Source organism: Psychrobacter sp. 4Bb, assembly GCF_002836735.1.
GTDB lineage: Bacteria > Pseudomonadota > Gammaproteobacteria > Pseudomonadales > Moraxellaceae > Psychrobacter.
Genome location: NZ_PJAS01000073.1, coordinates 106,889 through 128,727 on the forward strand (window position 1 = coordinate 106,889; position 21,839 = coordinate 128,727).

Genomic DNA, 21,839 nt, shown 5'->3' on the forward strand with positions numbered 1-21,839 from the left:
GCCATTGTCAAAAAATTGGATTATAGTAGATATTGGTAATATTTATTTAAATAAACTAAAGGATACAACGATGAAAACACTAGGAATGTGTATCGTAGCAGGACTCGGATTGAGTGCTTGCGCTACTGGCATGGGCGGCATGGCAACAGGTAATACCAATCAAAATAACAGCTCTGATAAAGTAGTCACTCAATATCCAGTTGAGACTGCCTTACTCAATATCTATACCAAACAACGTAGTGAAAAACTGGTCGCTACTGTCGGCGGACAAAGCGTAGCCGCAGATATTCAAATCACCCCTAAAGGTAGCATGCGTTTTAATAATAAAATGGTACAAGGCGCAGAAGTCAGCACAATCAACACAGTGAATCAGCAGATCACGGATCAGTCAGTCGCTATCAATTACTTTACGCTAAATCCATTGGTGTTCCACGGTTTTACGGATAGTACGGGTGAGTATTCAATCGCCAACCAAACGACGAGTATACCTAAGATATCTACGGTGGGCGACTCAAGTCAGCTTATCACTGAAAACGTATATGCTGACAGCAGTATGCGTCAGAAAACCGCCACCTATAAGCAGGACTGGTCGCTCACACAAGATACAAATAACACGGCGTGGCTCTGTATAGAAACCTCAGGCAATCTACTTTTGACTTCTGGTGCTGCAGGTACGTCTTCAGAATGCTATAAAATCAATGCCAAAGGCGATGTTTTGAGTAGCAAAGTCACACTCACTCAGCCTAATAAAAGCGGTACATCCAAATCAATGACATTTATCAGTCAGTAGCATTTGCTCAACTAGTAACGCTCAATTGCGTCATATGAGAACAAAAAAATAGCGCCTCATTAAGGCGCTATTTTTGGATGCTAGGATTGTATTTTTATGAGCGACGATCATGGTTGTTTCTGTCGTGGCTGTTTTTAGCATTGCTGTTTTTAGCATTGCTGTTTTTAGCATTGCTGTTTTTAGCATGAGCATTTTTGGCTATTGCTTTGTGTTTAGCAGCCACTACATTCGCTTTGTAATGTGATTTTGCTGCCTTAGCTTTGGCATGCTTATAGTTATTACTCTCTTTATTGCTGCTGTGTTTTTGATGCTGTACCTGAGCTGTATGATGCTTATCAAAATTAGGCGCGGCATTGGCTTGACCCACCATCGACAAACAAGCAGTAACGGCTAGAATCGAGCTAACTAGTATCTTTTTCATCATTTTATTCCTTTGAATTCATATTTAGAGTCGTTATAGATAATTCACTTAGTGTTAAATGAACTATCGTGATAAAGCTTTACTCTATCGACAAAGAGAATGATAAATGATTCTAGTATTAAGTAGATTTATGAAACTTGAAGAAAGGTTGCGATTGTTACGAGGGCATGCACAATCAAAGGCATGTTAGGTATTGGCGTAATGTTTGGTTAAATGACAGCGCATTTACGCTTTATCGGTAAGCATCGTAAACAGGATATTTATAGAAACGCGAATGACTAGCTAGTTGATAACGAATGCAAATACGGACACTGTGAAGTTGTTGGCTAATGTTTAACACGAGCATAGCAATACTTCATACTGCTATGCTCTAAATGTGCTAAACAGACGTTTTCTGCAAAATATAAACCACAAACTTCGCCTCTGTGCTAAATGCTTCTTTCTCTACTGCTGCCAGTAGTGCTTGCCTTTTTTCGCTGCGGGCACGGTACGCATAAGGTGTCATCGTCATCAAATCAGCCAAATTCTCTGCGGATAACGTCAGCTCTGTACTGACACGGCAGGTCTCAACCAACGTAAAATACGGTGCCAATTCTTGCAAGAATTTATCAGAATCATGCTCACGCACATCATCAAATAACGCATCACGCATCGTTGCCAAATGCCCGATATCAGGTTTGGCAATAATTAAATAGCCACCATCCATCAATACATTATCAAACGCCTCGGGCAAAATAGGGCTAAAAATACTGCTAATGCCCGTCATACTGTGCGGGCGTAATGGTAAATGTGCAGCACTGGTCACTAATGGATAGACTGCTGTCGTTTTGGCAGTATCTTCTTGGCGCGGCTGATACCAGAGACGACCTATCGCCTTGCTTACTTTAGCCAACTCAACCACTGCAGGCTTACTGATGTCAGCGGCTATCAACGTGTCTATAACATCCGTTCCCATTTGTGCCATTGCCTGCGTGTAGTAGCCTTCTCCGCAGCCAATATCAAGCCAATTGACCGGTTTGCTATCTTGCTTATCTATTAACTCATCGTTAGACAGCAACTCTGTCATTTTTTGACTAATTAGGTTTTGGAGTGGTGCGTAGTGACCATGATTTAAAAACCGCTTACGTGCATCGATAGATTCTTGGCTATCACCAGGTGCTTTGGACTTTTTCTGTTGTACTGGCAGCAGGTTGACATAGCCTTGACGCGCTACATCAAAGGGATGTGAAGTCTGTTTGGAATTCAAACTGCCATCACAGCGCCAAGTATCGGCGGCAGGCTGTAGTGGTGACTGACAAAGTGGACAAATAAATAACGACACGGGCATCTCAAAGTGATAGCAATATGCTTCGCATTCTAACAAAATTCATCTATCTTGAGCGATAAAAAGCCGTCTCAATCATGATTGAAACGGCTTTTTGGAGTTTTGCAAATTGATATCTATATAGATATTCGGCGGTTATAGCTTAACGTAGCTTTAGCGTCATTAACCCGAGGATGACAAGGATAATGGCAATAATCCAAAATCTCGCCACCACTTGCGTTTCTTTCCAGCCAATTTCCTCAAAATGATGATGCAGCGGTGCCATACGAAAGACGCGTTTTTTGCGCAGTTTGTACGAGCCAACCTGCAACATAACTGATAGCGCTTCTGCGACAAACAAACCACCCATAATCGCAAAGGCAATCTCTTGGCGGGTCATAACGGCGATAGTACCTAGCATTGCACCTAGTGCTAGTGCGCCAACATCACCCATAAATACTTGTGCTGGATGTGCGTTGAACCATAGGAAACCAAGACCTGCTCCGACCATTGAGCCACAAACGATGATGACCTCAGAGTTATAAGGAATATAAGGCACATGCAAGTAATCAGCAAAGCGTACATCGCCTGATACATAGGCCATCGCGCCCAAACCTGCAGCGACGAGAACGACTGGCAAAATCGCCAAACCATCCAAACCATCGGTTAGATTGACTGCGTTAGAAGCACCGTTAATCACAAAGTAAGTAAAGATGATAAAGCCAATACCAAATGGCACTGCTGAAAATGGAATCATCCAGTCCTTGAATACTGGCAATAGCAGATCCTGCATCTCACGCGTGGTGTTGATATCGGGTTGTAATGTGGCGATATAGTACAAAGACACACCGACAAACAGTGCCCCCATAGATAGCCAAAAATACTTTTTGCGAGCGATTAAGCCTTTTGGATCTTTGTACTTAATTTTTAGCCAATCATCAGCCCAACCGACGGCACCGAAGATAACCATAACCACGAGCAAAATCCAAACATAAGGATTGTTTAGTCGTGCCCACAGTAGAGTCGATATGCCAATCGCACTGAGGATCAATACCCCGCCCATGGTTGGCGTACCCGTCTTGGCCAAATGCGATTGAGGCCCATCATTACGAATGGCCTGACCATATTTGAGCGATCGCAAGTGCCGAATGACGCGGCCACCAAACATCATGCTAAATACAAGGGCCGTAACAACGGCAAGCAATGCTCGCAGCGTTAACGAAGAAACCGCAGAAAACGGCGTATAATACTGGCCAAGCCAGCCGAACAACCAAACTAACACCGCCTACTCCTCTACTAGCGCATGAATAAGTGTTTCCATTCCCATGGAACGAGAGCCTTTGAACAACACAGTACAAGGCTTAGCTTGTTGCGCTTGCAAATACGGCTGTAAATATTGTAATAAACTGTCTTTGTCTACAAAGGCATGAGCACTGATATCAGACACCTCTTGCGCACCCGCAACGGTATAAGGGGCATATTCGCCAACACAAAGCAGCACGTTGATACCTGTGGTTGCGATAGTACGGCCCAAGCTTTGATGCTCACTGATAGCCGCCTCTCCTAACTCACCGATATCGCCCAATACCATCACTTGCGTACCTGTTTGCGCAGCCAATACTTTGGCCGCAGCACGTACCGAATGAGGGTTGGCATTATAAGTATCATCAATGAGACGATGCATACCAAGTATCCGGCTATTTAGACGACCTTTAGCAGGGCGTGCATTTTCGAGCCCGATGACGATGTCGCTTACCTCAATATTTAGCGCATGCGCACAGGCAGCAGCGGCCAAGGCATTATTGACATTGTGTTCACCTGCCAATGGCAAATTGATATCATGGACTTGGTTACCAATATGTAGCTTAAATTCGCTACGTTCAGGCTCTACGTCTAGATGGCTTGCGCTTACATCCGTATTACCAAAGCCAATCACATGTGAGGTGTGCTTTTCAGCGATACGACGCAACTGATTGGTAAAATCATCCTTATCAGGAACAATCGCAAACTGCGCGTCCGTCAACGTATGGTAAATCTCAGCCTTGGTTTGGCAGATACCTTCACGGCTACCAAATTCACCCAAATGCGCTGTACCGATGTTTAAGATACAGGCCACGTCAGGCTGAACGATTTCAGTCGTATAAGCAATCTCGCCAATATGGTTTGCACCCAACTCTAAAATAGCATAGCGATGATGATCTGATAGCTCAAGCAGCATCATTGGTACACCCAAATCGTTATTGAGGTTACCACGAGTGATTAAGGTCGGTGCCAATCTACCAAAAATACTGCCTAGCATTTCTTTGCAAGTGGTCTTGCCGCTAGAACCCGTAATAGCAATCACGGTTAAATCTGTATGCTGCTGACGACGATACGCTGCCAATTGACCTAGTGCCAAACGAGTATCGCTGACTACCAATTGTGGAATAGCATTTGGGCCGGACAACGAGGTAGGACGCGAGACAACAGCGGCAACTGCGCCTTTTGATATTGCTGTCTCGATATAATCGTGACCATCGAAATTATCGCCGCTTAGCGCCAAAAATATATCACCTGGCGTTATCGTGCGGGTATCGGTGGCTATACGTTTACTGGACAAGGCCGTCTGCTCTGCTGCATGGCCTTGTGGTAGTTGCCACTGCCCATCGAGCGACGTGGTCGCTGCGAGCAGATTGTCCATTTGCCAGACATAGAGCCCTTGCGACTGGGCAGTATTATCGGTGTCGGCTGTCATAATGATTACCTTATATGATGATTACTTAATTTTTATATTTAATGATCAATTTTTACTAATGCATGTAACGCGAGCCAACCAATTACACACGTCCCGTCTGATTCAATGCCTGCTGCAAAACAACACTGTCATCGAAATCATAGCGGACGTTATTAATCTCTTGATAGGTTTCGTGACCTTTGCCTGCGATGACAACGATATCATCTACACCTGAGTGACTAACTGCATATTCAATAGCGGTTTGGCGGGCAGGCTCGATATGGGTTCGTTGATATTGCTCAGCGGTCATACCAGCCTGCATATCTTGCAAAATCATATTGGGATCTTCGGTACGTGGATTATCCGCAGTCAAAACAACTTGATCAGCACATGCCAGACCTGCTTGCGCCATCAACGGTCGCTTGCCTGCATCGCGATCTCCGCCGCAACCAAATACTGCCCAAAGCTGACCTTTACAGTGGGTTTTTAAGCTTGCCAGCACTTGGCTTAGAGCGTCTGGAGTATGCGCATAATCAACGATAAAGCAGCCATCATTTGACGGTACACGCTGCATACGCCCAACTGCACCTTGCAACTGTGCAACAGCAGGCGCAATACGCTCAATATTCATGGCCAAGTCAGTATCAAGTGCTACGACAGTTGCTATCGCTGCGAGCAAATTGGCTACATTGAAGCGACCTAATAATGGACTGACAATCTCTATGTTGTCAGTTCTCTCATTACCAAACTCAATACGCAGATTGATTTGGACGCCTTGCAGACTCGGCGTAATATCAGCGGCAACAAAAGTAGCCGCTTTTGATGAATCCAAACTGTATGTCCATACCGTCAAACCGCTGGCATTTGCCATATCTAACATAACCTGAGCGTGCTCATCATCGATGTTGATAATGGCATGGGTCAAATTTGGGAAATGGGCTTTATCAAACAGCTTGGCTTTGGCAGCGGCATATTCTGCCATATCAGCATGATAGTCTAAATGGTCACGACTCAAATTGGTATAAATCGCTACAGTGACTGGCATACCTTGTAGACGTTGCTGGTCTAACCCGTGAGAACTGGCCTCTAATGTCAATATTTCTGCTTGCTCTGTTCCCATTTGATATAGGAACTGTTGGACAGCTAAAGCATCGCCCGTGGTATGACTGGCTTGTACTAGAGCGCCAAGCCTACCATTACCTGCCGTACCCATCACTGCGCTACTCTGACCCATCAACTGGGTAAGCTGTGCCACTAATTGACTGATGGTTGTTTTGCCATTTGTACCAGTCACCGCAACCACAGTCGGTAGAGTCACTGGCTGCTGATATTGGAGGCGCGCTTGAATTAAGCTACCTAAAAAGTCGCGAATATTAGGAACGTACAATACAGGGCATGGTAATGCTGCTAGTTGCTGAGGTGCATTAGCAATAATATCTATCTGCGGTTCACTACTGGTATTTGAGGGATTATTTGCTTCGCTAAGCAAAACACTAGGGTCAATTTCTGAGAGAATAAACGCAGCTTGCTCAGCGGCCTGCAGTAAATAGTCGCGACTTTTTTCAGAATTGGCTGTTTGACTTTTTAACAGGACAAATACGTCATTCGCTTCCAATTGGCGATTGTCCAAGCGAAACTGTTGAAACGGAATATGGGCAATAGACTGGGATTGATCTGAACCTACCTGATTAGATGCTTTCTGAATCGATGCTGCTATCATCGCTATAAGCTGCTCAGCCAGTTTTTGCTGCTGGCTTTTATTGGCATCTATAAGCTGTTGTAAAGTAACAGTAGCGCTATCTAGCGATGATATAGTCATAGATAAATCCTAAACAGTTAAAACGTGTCAGCTCAGTAGAACTGGACATTTAAAATAATTGAACGCTTACTGCGCTTCCGTTTTTAGTGGCTTATCCAAAGGCACATTATACAATCGCAATGCTTCTTTCATCACATTATGGAAGACCGGGGCGACCGTTAGACCAGCATAAATCTGACCGCGCGGGTCTTCGATAAGCATTACGCCTACCAGCTTTGGATTGGATGCAGGTGCCATACCAGCAAAGACGTTACGATACTGGTCGGTATAATAACCACCGTCTGGATTGATACGTCGTGACGTACCCGTCTTACCTGCCACGCGATATCCATCAATGGCAGCGGCTTTCGCCGTACCACCAGGCTCAGTCACGCTCTCAAGCATCTGTACAATCGACATTGCCTGCTCATGCGCCATAATACGTTTGCTTGGCTGCGACTTATCATCTTTAATTAAAGTTAATGGATGCATGACCCCACCTGCTGCTAGGGCTGAGTACGCCTGTGCAACCTGTGCTAATGTCACTTGTAGACCATAACCATAACTAACCGTCGCACGGCGCGAGGTTTCTTTTTCTTTTGGCGTGACGATCAAACCGCTGCCCTCACCTGGGAACTGCAAAGGTGTTTTTGAGCCAAAGCCAAACTGTCGTTGCATATTACTAATAGCATCGGCTGGCAGTGATAGCGCAATCTTGGTGGAGGCCACGTTACTGGATTTCTGTAATAGCGTGGCCATGTTAATCATACCTAAATTATTATGATCTCGAATGGTATAGCCACGTACGCGAATCGAACCAGGATTGGTATCAATCAAAGTCGTTGGCGTATATTTGCCCGAGTCTAGCGCTGCCGCCACGGTAAACGGTTTCATCACCGAACCTGGCTCGAACACATCTAACAGTGCGCGGTTACGCTGATTTTCACCCGTCATCTCATTAAGGTTGTTCGAGTTAAACGACGGCCATGTTGATAGTGCCAGCACTTCACCAGTCTGCACATCAACGATCATACCCGTTGACCAACGTGCTTTTTGCAAACGCCCAGCCTTTTCTAGCTCTTTATATAGCAAATACTGCAAGCGCGAATCAATCGTTAATGCCACATCTTTGCCAGGTACTTCTGGCTCGATCTGTTTGATTTCTTTTAGGCTGTTTTGTTTGGCGTCTTTTAGAACCAGTACTTTTCCGTCATCACCCGCCAGATCTTTTTCATATTGACGCTCAATACCAGCACGACCTTCGTAACCGCCTTCAGGATCTTTGGCATTTTGACCCATAAAGCCCAGCAACTGCGCATTAGATTGTGGCTGTGGATAATAACGCTGAAAGAAATTCTTTTCATAGACGCCAGGGAAATCAAGTGAGCTGACGCTTTGGGCAATCTCAGGTGTGACTTTGTTAAGCAATGGCAAATAGTGCGATCCTGCGCCAGATGGCAAAGCAGCTTTTACCGCTTTCTCATCGGTCACATCGATACTGTCATCAATAGCCGTGACTTTTTTCAACTCATCGACCGAGATATTGGCAGCAGCGGCTAGCTTTGTCAGATCCATATTATCTAGACGCTTTTGCATACGCGCCTGTAATTGGGGACTGCTAGGGTTGGTGATGATAATGCGCTTTAGCTCGTAATATTCACGCGAATAATCATGCGGACTAAACGAAACCGTCGCGAGCGGCGCGCTGACCGCAAGCGGTAGATTATTACGATCGGTAATCATACCGCGATAAGATTTTTGGGTGCGCTCACTGGTAATGAGCTCATTACCTTTGTCTTGATAAAACTGTGCATTAGCAACCTGAATATAATAAGCGCGGCTAATGAGTAGCGCTAATATGACCAGCGCTAGACCCCAGACCATACGAAAACGGTTCTTGTCTTGTTCGAAACCACCGAGAGCAGAAGCACCTGACGCTTTGCTCGAAAAAACCATTTTGCTTTTGCGGTTTTTTACACTGGTATAAGCGCCTTGGGTGTCGCTTTTTTTGATGCGTCCAAACAATTTTGCCTTACGATTGCTTGCAGCTTTATCGGGCTTGCTGCTCGTCTGACCAGATTTAGCCGCACTGGCTCGGCGGAGAGGTTTGGTTACCTTGCCGCTGGCTGGTTTTTTGCTGGTGTTTTTTGCGGTGGATTTAGGCTTTTTCTCACTCATTGTCCTGCCTCCGTCGCTGGTTCTTCAGGAGAAATATCGGTAGAGACACGTGGCCCGATGACGTCAGATGCATCCTCATCTGAGTCTTCTGTAACCACTGGCACCAATGCAGTTGCGACGCCAGGTTGGATAATCAGCTTATCCTTTAATGTTGGCGAATACATACCCAATTCAGCAACCGCTCGACTGGCAATCTGCGGCGTGGCGCTAAAGGTTTGTTGCTCAATTAATAGACGCTGATGCTCTACTTGTAGCTTACGTTCTTGTTTTTTCATGTCTTGCAAGGTTTTGTAGTCCTGATGATATTGCTGAACTTCTTCGGCAGTTTTGATACCACTCCATACAATCGTGGCTGCCAATAGCAGTAGCACGACCACATAAATGCTCACCACATTAAACCGGCGCACGAACAGCTCGCCGACATCGGTATTATAAGGTGTAGCAGTGCGGCGATTCGCAGGTTTGTCAGATATTGCCATGACGATCTCAAAAAGGTGAACGTAAACGGTAGAGTAGATAACGGATTGCGAAAGATGAACGTGTCATTATTCGGTCATACCATCGATAAATATAAAACCAAAGACACTTATAAATGTAAAAACTAAACTCAAAAAACCGAATGTAAAAAACACATTCAATAGCTAATATATTCAGGAGCCATAAGTCATCACAACTCATGGCTATCAATAGGTCATACCAAAACCAAACACGTTGCATGGCTGTACTACATATAAAGCCATTCAACTATCATGCAGATAAAAACCAACTGCTGAGCCTAACAGACAATATTTACAGATTTTTAACAGTGGCGTAGCCATTAGGACATTTGCGCATCATTTAGACAAACATTAGCAATCTTTGACAACTCACCAACCTTATTCGACTATGACTTGTGGCATCATGATGTTCTTCTATAGCTGTGTTGTCTGCTCATAAGCTGTGTCGGTGCGAGTTGCCATACGCAGCCATGCACTACGCGCGCGCGGATTCTGACTGGTTTCAGCTTTGCTTGGGCCAACACGTTTTGGCTTGCTAAAATAGCGTGGGCGATTCGGCGGCATTGGCAGGTTTTCGTCTTCTGGATATTGCCCTTTGCTATGTCGCTGCAAGAACTGCTTGATACGGCGATCTTCTAATGAGTGAAAACTAATGACCGCTAGCTGTCCACCTGACTTTAAGATAGGAATGCTTTGCGCTAAAAAGTCGTCAACATCGCCCAGCTCATTATTAATAAAAATACGCATGGCCTGAAAGCTTTGTGTGGCTGGATGTTTGCCGCGCTGCCAATTGGGATGCGCCTCTTTAATTACCTCTGCCAGCTCAAGTGTAGACTCGTAGCTCTCCATTTGTTTGATAGCGCGCGCAATACGGCGACTGTGACGCTCTTCACCAAATTCATAAAGCACATTGGCCAACGTTTCGTCATCGACCTGCTCAAGCCATTCGGCAACTGACTGGCCACGGCTGGTATCCATGCGCATGTCTACTGCCCCATCGCGCATAAAGCTAAAACCGCGGCTACCATCATCAATCTGCGGTGATGAAATACCCAAATCCGCCATCAAGCCGTCCACTTGCGTAATACCCATAGCAGCTAAACTATCAGTCAACGTTGCAAAGCTGTCATGAACCACACGCACACGGCTGTCTTTACTTGCCAACTCTTGCGCCACGCTAATGGCTGTCGGATCTTTGTCAAAGACAATCAGTGTGGCGTCATCGGCAAGCTGACTTAATAGTAACCTGCTATGACCGCCACGACCAAAGGTCGCATCAACGTAGATACCGCTTATATTTAAGCCATTTTGGTCGTTATTGCTTTGAGTATCATTGCCTGTTTGCTTGGGCAAGGATTTTACGCCGAGTACTGCAGCGACAGTCTCTTGCAACAGTACCGCATCATGGATAAAACTTAATACATCAGACGTGATATCGCCCTCATGACGGGCGTGAGTAACATCCAGATCGACATCTTGCGTAGACGCATCCTTTACAACAGAAGGATTAGGCACTGACTCAGAGAGATCAGCGGCGGCAGAAGGACTGGCTTTCGATTTTGGCTTAGACTTTGATAGGGACACAAACAACTCAATAGATGACGACCATACTGGCCAGTAATTAGATGAAAATAAACAAGTTATGACTTGCTTAGCATTATTATCGCAAGGATACACCTGTAGTCAAGCTCTAGAAGGGCTTTTCATTAAAAATATCACATGTCTCTGTTATACTAGCGCTATATTTTACGCTATTTCTTCACATCGACTTCATATCTTTCATCGCTATTTATACTGATAGCTTATATCGATAGCAAACTTTGAGAATTTTATCATGCAAACATCTACTGACAGCACGCGCCCTGTACGTACGCGTATCGCCCCATCACCAACTGGCTTCCCGCACGTAGGTACTGCCTATATTGCCCTGTTTAACTTGGCTTTTGCCAAAGCTCACGGCGGCGAATTCATCTTACGTATCGAAGACACCGACCAGACTCGCTCGACTGAGCAATCAGAACAAATGATTTTGGATGCTCTACGCTGGGTTGGTCTGGATTGGAGCGAGGGCCCAGATATTGGCGGCCCACACGCCCCTTATCGTCAGAGCGAGCGCAGCGATATCTACAAAAAACACGCCGAGATACTCATAGAAAAAGACCATGCGTTCCGCTGTTTTTGTACCCCTGAAGAGTTAGATGCTATGCGTGCTGAGCAAATGGCCAATGGCGAGACCCCTCGTTATGATGGTCGCTGTGCTCATCTTGCTCCAGAAAAAACTGAGCAACTGGTAAGCGAGGGCAAGCCGCACGTGATTCGTATGCGTGTACCGGCCGAAGGCACTTGTCAGGTACAAGACATGCTACGTGGCACCGTTGAGTTCCCTTGGACTCAAGTCGATATGCAAGTACTGCTAAAAACAGACGGCATGCCAACCTATCATTTAGCCAACGTCGTTGATGATCACTTGATGGAAATCACTCATGTGATGCGCGGTGAAGAGTGGCTGAACTCTGCGCCTAAGCATCAACTGCTATATGATTATTTTGGTTGGGAAATGCCGACCCTTTGCCACATGCCGCTACTGCGTAACCCTGATAAGTCAAAACTGTCTAAGCGTAAAAACCCAACCTCTATCACCTACTATCGTGATGCAGGCGTGCTACCTGAAGCATTGCTAAACTATCTCGGTCGTATGGGCTACTCAATGCCTAATGATGCTGAGCAGTTCACACTAGAAGAGATGATTGCCAGCTTTGATATTCAGCGTGTGTCGCTTGGCGGCCCTATCTTCGATATCGAAAAGCTAAACTGGCTTAATGCAGAATGGCTACGTGCGCTTACTCCTGAAGAATTGAAGAACAAAATCCTTGAATGGGCCAGCAACAGTGACAAGCTAACTGCTATTGCAGCGGCGATTCAGCCACGTATCGAGCTATTGTCTGATGCGGTGAATTGGGGTGGTTTCTACTTCCAAAATCTACCTGATATCACAGCTGAAAGCTTCACTCATAAATCGCTCACCCCTGAGCAAATTATCGAAATGCTGCAATTAGCGCTTTGGCAGCTTGAGACCCTACCAACGTGGTCAGAAGAAAATATCTACGCCACGCTAAAAGGCCTAGCCGCTCACCTTGATATTAAGATGCGTGACTTTATGGCGCCGTTCTTTATCGCTATCGCTGGTAGCACTTCATCGACGCCCGTTATGAACTCTATGGCGATTATCGGTGCTGATATGACCTTGACTCGCTTACGTCACGCCGTTGATGTACTGGGTGGTCTCGGTAAAAAGAAATTGAAAAAACTTGAGAAACAAGCAGCAGAATTGCCAGACTTCTTAGCTGCTGAATAGTTTATCGAGATAGACTAGTGTCAATAATGTAAAGGCGTGGACTCTGTTATTACAGAATCCACGCCTTTTTTTTAGAAGTTAAATTCTCTAAAAAACAAACTATTGTATACTATATGATTATTAATCTAATTCGACTAAATTGGAGATAGGGACTTGAATATTGCAAAGATATTTATACCACTATTCGTGAGCATTTTTTTCAGCTTATCAAGTCATGCAACAGGTTTTCAAATGCCCTTCTCTTGGGCAGAGCGTGAAAACGGAAGCGCTGCAGTCATATATACAAGTGACTACGATAATGATCCTAAATATTTTGAATCAGAAATAGGTCATTCGAGATCTGGACAGCAGGGGATCTACTTCCGAAATTATTATGTAGAAGATATGAATACATGTAGTTATGAAAGCTCCCTACCTAAAAATACGACTATGATATTCAGTGGACAGGCTGTTAAGATGTTGAGTTGGTGTAAGAAATTCTCAGATACAGATCGTTATTATTTAGAGCTAACTCCAGCAACAGAACGTGGTGATCACTATGTCATAAACTTATTTAAAGTTGCTATCTTACCTATCGATATTATGTATGATAATGACACGATAAGCTTCCCAGTAACAGGTTTTACTAAAGCATGGAATAGTGCTGGTGGTAATGCTATCTAATAGTCTATTTCGAATGGTATTTTTATAAAACTCACAAGTTCTAGATAAGAACCTATAAAATAGTTGGACTATATATTTTATAGCTCGCTAAACCTTCTTATGAACTGGAAATAAACATGTCCGCCAAAACCGTCACAATAGAAAGCAAAGATTATGTCTTTAACACCCTAAAAGAAGCACAGAAATACTATGATGCCATCGTAAAGGAGCTGTTTAATGCAACTTTGACCCTGACCAAGGGCCAGGATTTTGAAGATTTAAAATGGATATACAGCACTTACTGCGGTTATACCAAACATAATCTAGATAAATTGGGCGAATATGACATCATTGGCGTCAAAGGTATCAGAACGATCCGAGAGAAAGGCGGTCAATATGTGCCAACGGAATGCTGTGCGATTATTTTTTCTGATGGCAGCGAAGCAGAGTTTTATACCGATAAAGCCATCAAAGAGATTGCACTTAAGCAAAATCCACGCTAATTTGGGCTTATTGAGCCTTTAAAATAGGCGAAATCGCTTTTTTTTGCATATTTATGCATTATTTTTAAAATAGTTGTTGACAAGACTGCCGCTCTTACATAAAATACGCACACTCTTAGCGAGGGGCTATAGCTCAGTTGGTAGAGCACTTGCATGGCATGCAAGGGGTCAACGGTTCGACTCCGTTTAGCTCCACCATACTTATTTATAGCAACGCTCAGTATTACTGAAACGTAATAATAAATACTCGCTAGTAGGACGATATCAGCACCTAGGCAATGCTTATTTACTAAGCTATCTGATATTGTGAAGTACCGTTGTAACCACTGGTTATAACACTCTATGCGTCCCCATCGTCTAGAGGCCTAGGACACCGCCCTTTCACGGCGGTAACGGGGGTTCGAATCCCCCTGGGGACGCCACTATTCGGCGTCACTTATTAGCACTTTTGCTTAGCATCAGGTTAGACTAATAAGCGAACAATAAAAAAGCCCAGTCATCATATGGTGACTGGGCTTTTTTATGTCTGTCATTTCTCAACATCCTCTATTCTATTGTCGTTAGCTTATTATTAATCGCTGCTAGCTTACTGTTGATAGCACTATTGCCAACCTATCTAATACTCGTTAATATCGACCTGATAAGCATATTTATAAAGTGCAGCCACATACTATAAATGATGGGCTTAGCGTAATTAAAGGGAAGTGATTGCGATGTTTGGTATCGAGAATTATCTGGGGTTTATTTTAGCGGCTATTTTATTAAACCTAACGCCAGGTACAGATAGCATGTACATCATCACCCGTAGTGTCTCACAGGGGCAAACAGCAGGGGTTTATTCTGTTCTTGGCATTACTTCGGGTATTTTGGTACATACATTATTGGCGGCGCTAGGATTGTCGGTATTGCTTGCCAATTCCCCTACCGCTTTTATGATTGTTAAATATATTGGGGCCAGCTATTTGTGCTATTTGGGTCTAAAAATGCTGCTAAGCAAAAACTCGAACTCAGTAACGAACCATTTATCCAAAGATCAGGACGTGACTAGCCAAAAAGCTGTAGATGGTTGGCAAATATATAAGCAAGGTGTGTTGACCAATACTTTTAATCCAAAAGTCGCTTTATTCTTCTTGGCGTTCTTCCCTCAGTTTATCGACGCTAGTTATGCTTATGGCATGCTGTCATTTTTGATGTTGGGGCTGACTTTTGCCACCACAGGCTTTATATGGTGCTTGAGTTTGGCGATGTTGGCGTCAAAGTTCAGCAAAAAACTAAGAGAGAATCCAAAAATTGAATCCATAATGAATAAAATAAGTGGTGTCGTATTTATGGGGCTAGGAATTAAGCTGTTGACTGAGAAGGCTTGAAGAGTAAAGTAACAAGAAGAAAAAACGTCTTCCATAAAAAAGCCCAATCCCCTACTTTGACGGAGATTGGGCTTTTTGTCATATAAAGCTTAACTAACTACTAGCCAGCTTCTTTGCTCTCAGCAGCCAATTGACGTAGTACATAGTGCAATACGCCACCATGACGCACATATTCGCGCTCTTTTGGCGTTTGTAAACCGACATTTACTTCAAAGGTTTCTGCCGAACCATCAGCACGTGTAGCCGTAACCGTGGCCGTTTTACTCTCGCCATTGTCCAGACCTGTGATGCTGAGCAATTCAGAACCATCTAGTTTGTAGGTTTCTGCGTTTTGACCGTCTTTGAACGTCAATGGCAGCACACCCATACCGACTAGGTTTGAACGGTGAATACGCTCAAACGAGCTGGTCAACACCGCTTTTACGCCTAGCAGGATGGTACCTTTGGCTGCCCAATCACGGCTCGAACCAGAACCATATTCTGACCCACCAAGCACGACTAGCGGACGCTTGTCTTCTTTATACTTCATCGCTGCGTTATAGATAGGCATCTCTTCGCCATCTTGTAGCGTAGCGCTGTCATCTTTGAAGTAGTAGGTATAACCGCCTTCTTTACCGCCCATCATGGTGTTTTTGATACGGATGTTGGCAAAGGTACCACGAGTCATGACTGCATCGTTACCACGGCGTGAGCCATAGCTGTTGAAGTCTGCTTCCATCACACCGCGCTCTTGCAAGTACTTACCTGCTGGTGAGTCTGGATCGATATTACCTGCTGGTGAGATATGATCGGTGGTGATTGAATCACCGAACAGACCTAGGATACGCGCGCCTTCGATATCAGGGATACCTTCTGGCTCCATGGTCATACCATCAAAGAACGGTGGGTTTTTGATGTACGTTGACCCTTCATCCCATGGATACAATTGGCTATCCGCTGAACTAATTGCGTTCCATGCTGCACTGCCGTCAAATACTTCGCCATAGTTTTTTCGGAACATATCGGCATCGATATTGTTGGCAATTAACTCGTTAATTTCTTCCGAGGTCGGCCAGATATCTTTTAGAAATACATCATTGCCATCTTGATCCTGTCCTAGCGGATGAGTGGTCAGATCGATATCTACTGTACCTGCTAACGCGTAGGCAACGACTAACGGTGGTGATGCTAAATAACTGGCTTTGACATGCGAGTGAATACGACCTTCAAAGTTACGGTTACCAGACAGTACCGCTGCTGCGACCAAATCATTTTCCTCAATGCCTTTTTCGATCTCTTCTGATAATGGTCCTGAATTACCGATACACGTGGTACACCCATAACCGACTAGATAGAAGCCTGTTTTTTCTAGCTCATCCATCAGATGGGTTTTTTCTAAATAGTCGGTGACCACTTTAGAACCCGGTGCGAGCGATGTCTTCACCCAAGGCTTGGCTTTAAGACCTTTGGCAGCAGCTTTCTTAGCCACTAGACCTGCACCAATCATTACCGCTGGATTGGAAGTATTGGTACAAGAAGTAATGGCAGCAATAACTACCGACCCGTCTCGTAGTTTGTGTTGTTTGTCATCGATGCTGACATTTGAGAAGACATTATTTGCTGGCGCGTAACCTGCATTGTCATCACTGGTATCAACTTCGATATTCGGTTCAGCCGCTAAGTGTTCAGCTTGCTCTTGCTCGCCGCCTTCTTGATCAAAGCGTACTTTGCCTTCTACTTCTGACTTGCGATCTTTGGTCATTTTTTCTAGCGTTTCGCCAAACTTCTCATGCATATCAGACAAATTGATACGCTGCTGTGGCAAGTTCGGACCAGCAAGTGCTGGCTGTACTGACGACAGATCTAGTTCTAATTTGCTTGAATAAGTCGCCGCAGGTGTATCGGCATCGTGCCATAAGCCTTGCGCCTTAGCATACTTTTCAACCAACTCAATCTGCTCTTCATCACGGCCTGATAGACGCAGGTAATCAATCGCCATTTGGTCAATTGGGAAAATACCACAAGTCGCACCATACTCTGGTGACATATTGGCAATGGTAGCGCGGTCCGCTAGCGGCATGCTGTGCAGGCCTTGACCGTAGAATTCGACGAACTTACCTACCACACCATGTGCACGCAACATCTCAACGACACGTAATACCAAATCGGTTGCGGTGACGCCTTCGGTTAGCTTGCCTTTTAACTCAAACCCGACCACTTGTGGAATCAGCATCGAAGACGGTTGGCCTAGCATCGCAGCTTCAGCTTCGATACCGCCCACACCCCAACCAAGCACGCCAATACCATTAATCATCGTGGTATGGCTATCTGTACCAAATACTGTATCTGGATAAGCTGTCAGCTCACCATCGACGTCTGCTGCCATCACCACACGGGCTAAATATTCAAGGTTAACCTGATGCACGATACCTGTCGCTGGTGGTACCACGACGAAGTTTTCAAAGGCTTGCTTGCCCCAATGCAAAAATTCATAGCGCTCATTATTACGCTTAAATTCAATCTTCTCATTCAAATCTAGCGCATCTTCGCGGCCATAAGCATCAACCTGTACAGAGTGGTCGACGACCAGCTCACTAGGGATAAACGGATTGATCTGCTCAGCCTTACCGCCAAGCTCGACCACTGCATCACGCATCGCAGCCAAATCGACTACTGAAGGTACACCAGTGAAATCCTGTAATACCACACGCGCTGGCATAAAGGCGATTTCTTTTGACGCCTCAGCCCCTGCATCCCAGTTGGCAACCGCTTCGATATGGTTTTTACCAACTGACTGGCCGCCGTCCTCGTTACGCAATAGGTTTTCTAATACCACTTTCATGCAAAATGGTAGTGTCTTGATATGCTCATAAGTTTCGGTCAGCTTTGGCAGGCTGTAGTAGGCATGTTCCTTGCCAGCAACCGAAAGGGTGTCTTTTACATCAAAAATATCACTCATGATAGCTTCCTTATCGTTGTTATAAATCCTGGACATAAATTATTATAAGTTTATGTATGACTGGTGGCTCAATAAATGATTGATCTGTCTTGAATCAATATCGCAGTTTCGCAAAACTGTCTGATATAAATTTTTGTTAACAAAAGAGATAATCATATCTGTAGTGATTAACAGAAACTCCCTTTTACCATAACAAACATATAAGGCTTTGTTAACGTCTGGACGTTGTCGAATCGTGGCACAATCGTAAACGTAACAACGGTTTAGCGAGCTATTGTTAAATGACTTATTCCTACTCAATTTTTATCTTTTTTACGTCGCCCACTGCGGAACACGTAGCTGTCTTCATAAAAGTCAGTATCTGCATTCTCTGCCCAAAAATGTGGCACTCCTAAAATCGGTAACGGCGCAAGCTGGCGCGGTTTGACGTCATCATTTGATAATAATGTGTCCATGTATTCGGCAACTCTGTCATCCAAATAGCGCATACGTTCAGCTAAGGATAAGGTAAAGAATTCTGGTGCAACGTGAATGACAATGCTGTGAGCGCATAGAGGTTTGCGTGGGTGTACCAACTGCTCAAGCAGGGCATGCCCAAAGATATAAACTGCGGCTTGAGCGCTAGAACTTGGTTGTGTTGGGTTGTCCCATTTAGCACGCGGCTTCACCAAACTTGTCTGCCAGTCAAAATCAACCAATGCCTTACCGATACTAGCATCAGAAGTCACTAGCACTGCCCCATTTTCATCAAAGACAGTAATAGTGTCGCGCACACGCCCTCGACGCTCACTAATGCCCTGCTTTGCGATTTCTAGCATATGGTAGTAATTGAGCATAGCTTTAGTCTTTGGAAAAGTCAGCCAAATACTGCCATTAAACAAGTCATGTAAGTTATCACGCGTCGGGATATTGCCAGTTGTGCCGATAAATTGTTCATAGGCTTCCCCTTCAGGCAATGCATCTTGAGAGACGAATTGTAGCGTCTGAGATTTGTGGTCATGAGCAGGTTTGGTATGTGGTAAAGGCTGTTGCAAGTGATCAGCCTGCTGCGTTATCGCCGTTTTTAAGACCTTGGCAATCGTGTCAGGCGTATTGATGTCAGAAGCATTTATATCGTACTCATCTATGCTTTTCACATTATCCAAACTTTCTGAATCACCCAAATCACCCAAATTATCCAAGCTATTTCTCTGTGATTTCGAGCGACTAAGCCGCTCAATCGTGTTGCTGATATAAATCAATTGAGTAATATGCGATAACCAAGGCACTTGCCAATCAATAGCAGCAAAGCTGTTATCAAGCTGACCTTCTACTATAGGCAGCTGCTTAGTATGAGTAACGGAGTTATGTGTGGCGGGTAAATCACTGGCAGACATAGAAGCTCTCTCTTACAGGCTATCTCTATTAGACGTATGGATGGTCTATGGTATCATGGTGCGCTTTTTTACTGCTAGATACGCCGCTCGAAAGGACTTTTTGAGCGCTACGGATGAATAAGTTTTATGGCAAATTTTAATACCCACTTAAATGTCGCCTTTATGGTCAGCGGCACACTGAGTTTGACGGTTTATAAAGCTGGATTGATTGATGATTCAGGGTTTTTGGTGTGCGTAGCGCTTGGTACTATCGGTGGATTGCTGCCAGACTTGGATTCTGATAATTCAACACCGATTAAGCTCGGTTTTAATATCACCTCGTTCATATTTGCTTTTGGTCTGGTCATGCATTGGCGTAGTGACTTGAGCTTACTGGCATTGATAGTATTGTGGCTAGCAGGCTACGGTTTCATGCGCTACGTGGTTTTTCATATTTTTACTACTATGACGGTGCATCGCGGCGTCATCCACTCTGTGCCGTATATGGCGATACTGGGATTGGGTCTGACGTGCCTAAGTTATTATGGCTTGCACCTACCACTGACGACTAGCTGGTTTTATGGTCTGTTTTTATTTGGGGGCGCGATGGTGCACTTATCATTGGACGAGCTGTATAGCGTCAATCTGTCCAATATGAAAATGAAACGTTCATCGGGCACGGCGATGAAGTTTTATCAGCCAAAAGACAAATGGTGGTATTTGCTCTTATATACTATTCTTGCGCTACTGGTATACGCCGCCCCACCTTTTGAGATGTTTTGGTCACGATTGAGCGACCCTTCTGCATGGGCTCAGCTCAAAGTCGGCATATTGCCAGAATTAATAAAAAGCATGCTGCAATAAAGTTATCAAAAGACCATTAAGCCTAAACGAATAAGCCCCAACAAAAATTAGAGTAAAACATGCAATCTTACCCAGATACCTGCCCTTGCCAAATCAATCCAACAGCAGAGACGACAGACGCTCCACTATCCTATCAAGACTGCTGCCAGCCTTATCATGATGCTTTTTATAATGGTGCTTTTTATAATGATGAGGTTGACAAAGCAGGTGGTATAAAAGCGGAGACAGCCGAACGGTTGATGCGTACGCGCTATAGTGCCTTTGCATTGGTGAAACCAGAGTATATCGTCAAGACCACAGTACCTGCGCAGCAAGCATTACTTGATGTTGTAGCGATTGAAAGTTGGGCTAAAGAGACAGATTGGGCAGGATTAGAGATTGTAGAGCACACGCCAAAACTGGGTAAAAGACATGCACAAGTCGAGTTCAAAGCTTATTTTAGAAGTCCTGAGAAAACAACTGGTGGTTTAGCAGTAAAAGTACAAGCCCATCATGAGCTGTCCACATTCATAAAGGTAAAAGACAAAGCTAATCAAGATGCACATTGGTATTTCTTAGACCCTACGGTTGCGATGACTGTCAGCCAAAAGCAACCGTGCATTTGTGGGTCTGGAGAGAAATTTAAGCGGTGTTGTGGGGGATATTTATGAAGCTAAAGTGCTTGATAACGCTCGTACAAATCTTCCATTTGGCCTATATGTTTGTCGTTAGACAATAACTCGATACCGTTTATTTTAGCAGTTGCAAAGTGAAAGACATCAAATTTGCGCTTGTCTACATTCTTATTGATACCTTGGCTGTCCGCTTCATGCTTGTCTAAGCGATATAAATCAGTCGCTAAGTCCGTCACGTCTTTACTGATATCTAACCAAGTAAACTCTTCAACAGCCGCTCTAAACTTATCAAAATCTTCGCTCTCATTTTGACCAAATTTTCTTAAAAACTCATATCTTAGTAACGGTGTAATGACTAATTCGATATTATCATCATTGATGAGTGCCAACAAATCCGTCAACCGCTCAATAAGATCGGTATCATTTTCATCAATATTTTTACCTTCTAATAGGTAAGTCAAAAAATTTGAGTCCAGTAACTTCGCAATTTCTGTATCCATG

18 protein-coding genes and 2 tRNA genes are annotated in these 21,839 nt (G+C 44.4%); 9 read left to right on the forward strand and 11 right to left on the reverse strand.

Going from position 1 to position 21,839, the window contains the following annotated elements; translation table 11 throughout:
- The first annotated feature begins 70 nt into the window (after nucleotides 1-70).
- A complete protein-coding gene (locus tag CXF60_RS11965; protein ID WP_102092104.1) occupies nucleotides 71-790 on the forward strand; it encodes a hypothetical protein in 720 nt (239 codons plus the stop codon).
- A gap of 94 nt (nucleotides 791-884) precedes the next feature.
- Here CXF60_RS11965 and CXF60_RS11970 read toward each other — a convergent pair whose 3' ends face one another.
- The 8 genes from CXF60_RS11970 to rsmH form a co-directional block, all read right to left on the reverse strand.
- Nucleotides 885-1,211, reverse strand: coding sequence for a hypothetical protein (locus CXF60_RS11970; protein ID WP_102092105.1), 327 nt, complete (start codon nucleotides 1,209-1,211; stop codon nucleotides 885-887).
- A 379-nt stretch (nucleotides 1,212-1,590) separates the two neighbouring features.
- On the reverse strand, nucleotides 1,591-2,538 hold the full coding sequence (locus tag CXF60_RS11975; protein WP_102092106.1) for a putative RNA methyltransferase: 948 nt from the start codon (nucleotides 2,536-2,538) through the stop codon (nucleotides 1,591-1,593).
- 139 nt (nucleotides 2,539-2,677) lie between these two features.
- Complete coding sequence (mraY, locus tag CXF60_RS11980) at nucleotides 2,678-3,796, reverse strand: phospho-N-acetylmuramoyl-pentapeptide-transferase (RefSeq protein ID WP_101205970.1); 1,119 nt, start codon at nucleotides 3,794-3,796, stop codon at nucleotides 2,678-2,680.
- A 3-nt stretch (nucleotides 3,797-3,799) separates the two neighbouring features.
- Nucleotides 3,800-5,248: a UDP-N-acetylmuramoyl-tripeptide--D-alanyl-D-alanine ligase gene (locus tag CXF60_RS11985; protein WP_102092107.1), complete on the reverse strand. Its 1,449-nt coding sequence runs from the start codon at nucleotides 5,246-5,248 to the stop codon at nucleotides 3,800-3,802.
- An 82-nt stretch (nucleotides 5,249-5,330) separates the two neighbouring features.
- A complete protein-coding gene (locus tag CXF60_RS11990; RefSeq protein ID WP_102092108.1) occupies nucleotides 5,331-7,046 on the reverse strand; it encodes a UDP-N-acetylmuramoyl-L-alanyl-D-glutamate--2,6-diaminopimelate ligase in 1,716 nt (571 codons plus the stop codon).
- Between the two features lie 66 nt (nucleotides 7,047-7,112).
- Entirely contained in the window at nucleotides 7,113-9,203 is a 2,091-nt protein-coding gene (locus CXF60_RS11995) for a peptidoglycan D,D-transpeptidase FtsI family protein (RefSeq protein WP_057762051.1), read from the reverse strand.
- A complete protein-coding gene (locus CXF60_RS12000; RefSeq protein WP_102092109.1) occupies nucleotides 9,200-9,682 on the reverse strand; it encodes a cell division protein FtsL in 483 nt (160 codons plus the stop codon). Before CXF60_RS12000 ends, CXF60_RS11995 begins: the two co-directional genes overlap by 4 nt.
- Before the next feature lie 432 nt (nucleotides 9,683-10,114).
- Nucleotides 10,115-11,167 (reverse strand): 16S rRNA (cytosine(1402)-N(4))-methyltransferase RsmH, encoded by a 1,053-nt coding sequence (gene rsmH / locus CXF60_RS12005; RefSeq protein ID WP_416376886.1) that lies wholly within the window; start codon nucleotides 11,165-11,167, stop codon nucleotides 10,115-10,117.
- A 364-nt stretch (nucleotides 11,168-11,531) separates the two neighbouring features.
- On the opposite strand from rsmH, the gene gltX reads away from it, so the two are divergent.
- The 6 genes from gltX (at nucleotide 11,532) to CXF60_RS12035 (ending at nucleotide 15,567) form a co-directional block, all read left to right on the forward strand.
- Nucleotides 11,532-13,055: a glutamate--tRNA ligase gene (gene gltX / locus CXF60_RS12010; RefSeq protein ID WP_102092110.1), complete on the forward strand. Its 1,524-nt coding sequence runs from the start codon at nucleotides 11,532-11,534 to the stop codon at nucleotides 13,053-13,055.
- Nucleotides 13,056-13,208: 153 nt separating this feature from the next.
- Nucleotides 13,209-13,718, forward strand: coding sequence for a hypothetical protein (locus CXF60_RS12015; RefSeq protein ID WP_102092111.1), 510 nt, complete (start codon nucleotides 13,209-13,211; stop codon nucleotides 13,716-13,718).
- Nucleotides 13,719-13,834: 116 nt separating this feature from the next.
- Nucleotides 13,835-14,200, forward strand: coding sequence for a hypothetical protein (locus CXF60_RS12020; protein WP_102092112.1), 366 nt, complete (start codon nucleotides 13,835-13,837; stop codon nucleotides 14,198-14,200).
- A gap of 122 nt (nucleotides 14,201-14,322) precedes the next feature.
- A tRNA-Ala gene (locus CXF60_RS12025) sits at nucleotides 14,323-14,398 on the forward strand.
- A 148-nt stretch (nucleotides 14,399-14,546) separates the two neighbouring features.
- A tRNA-Glu gene (locus CXF60_RS12030) sits at nucleotides 14,547-14,622 on the forward strand.
- Between the two features lie 291 nt (nucleotides 14,623-14,913).
- A complete protein-coding gene (locus CXF60_RS12035) occupies nucleotides 14,914-15,567 on the forward strand; it encodes a LysE family translocator (RefSeq protein ID WP_102092113.1) in 654 nt (217 codons plus the stop codon).
- A gap of 100 nt (nucleotides 15,568-15,667) precedes the next feature.
- On the opposite strand, the gene acnA is transcribed toward CXF60_RS12035, so the two are convergent.
- Nucleotides 15,668-18,505: an aconitate hydratase AcnA gene (gene acnA, locus CXF60_RS12040; protein WP_102092114.1), complete on the reverse strand. Its 2,838-nt coding sequence runs from the start codon at nucleotides 18,503-18,505 to the stop codon at nucleotides 15,668-15,670.
- 296 nt (nucleotides 18,506-18,801) lie between these two features.
- Nucleotides 18,802-19,881: a DUF3025 domain-containing protein gene (locus CXF60_RS12045; protein WP_102092115.1), complete on the reverse strand. Its 1,080-nt coding sequence runs from the start codon at nucleotides 19,879-19,881 to the stop codon at nucleotides 18,802-18,804.
- Between the two features lie 126 nt (nucleotides 19,882-20,007).
- Here CXF60_RS12045 and CXF60_RS12050 point away from each other — a divergent pair, with 126 nt between their 5' ends.
- Nucleotides 20,008-20,724: a metal-dependent hydrolase gene (locus tag CXF60_RS12050; protein WP_101205981.1), complete on the forward strand. Its 717-nt coding sequence runs from the start codon at nucleotides 20,008-20,010 to the stop codon at nucleotides 20,722-20,724.
- A 59-nt stretch (nucleotides 20,725-20,783) separates the two neighbouring features.
- Nucleotides 20,784-21,374: a YchJ family protein gene (locus CXF60_RS12055; RefSeq protein WP_102092116.1), complete on the forward strand. Its 591-nt coding sequence runs from the start codon at nucleotides 20,784-20,786 to the stop codon at nucleotides 21,372-21,374.
- A gap of 2 nt (nucleotides 21,375-21,376) precedes the next feature.
- On the opposite strand, the gene CXF60_RS12060 is transcribed toward CXF60_RS12055, so the two are convergent.
- Nucleotides 21,377-21,838, reverse strand: coding sequence for a type II toxin-antitoxin system VapC family toxin (locus tag CXF60_RS12060; protein WP_102092117.1), 462 nt, complete (start codon nucleotides 21,836-21,838; stop codon nucleotides 21,377-21,379).
- Nucleotide 21,839 lies beyond the last annotated feature (1 nt).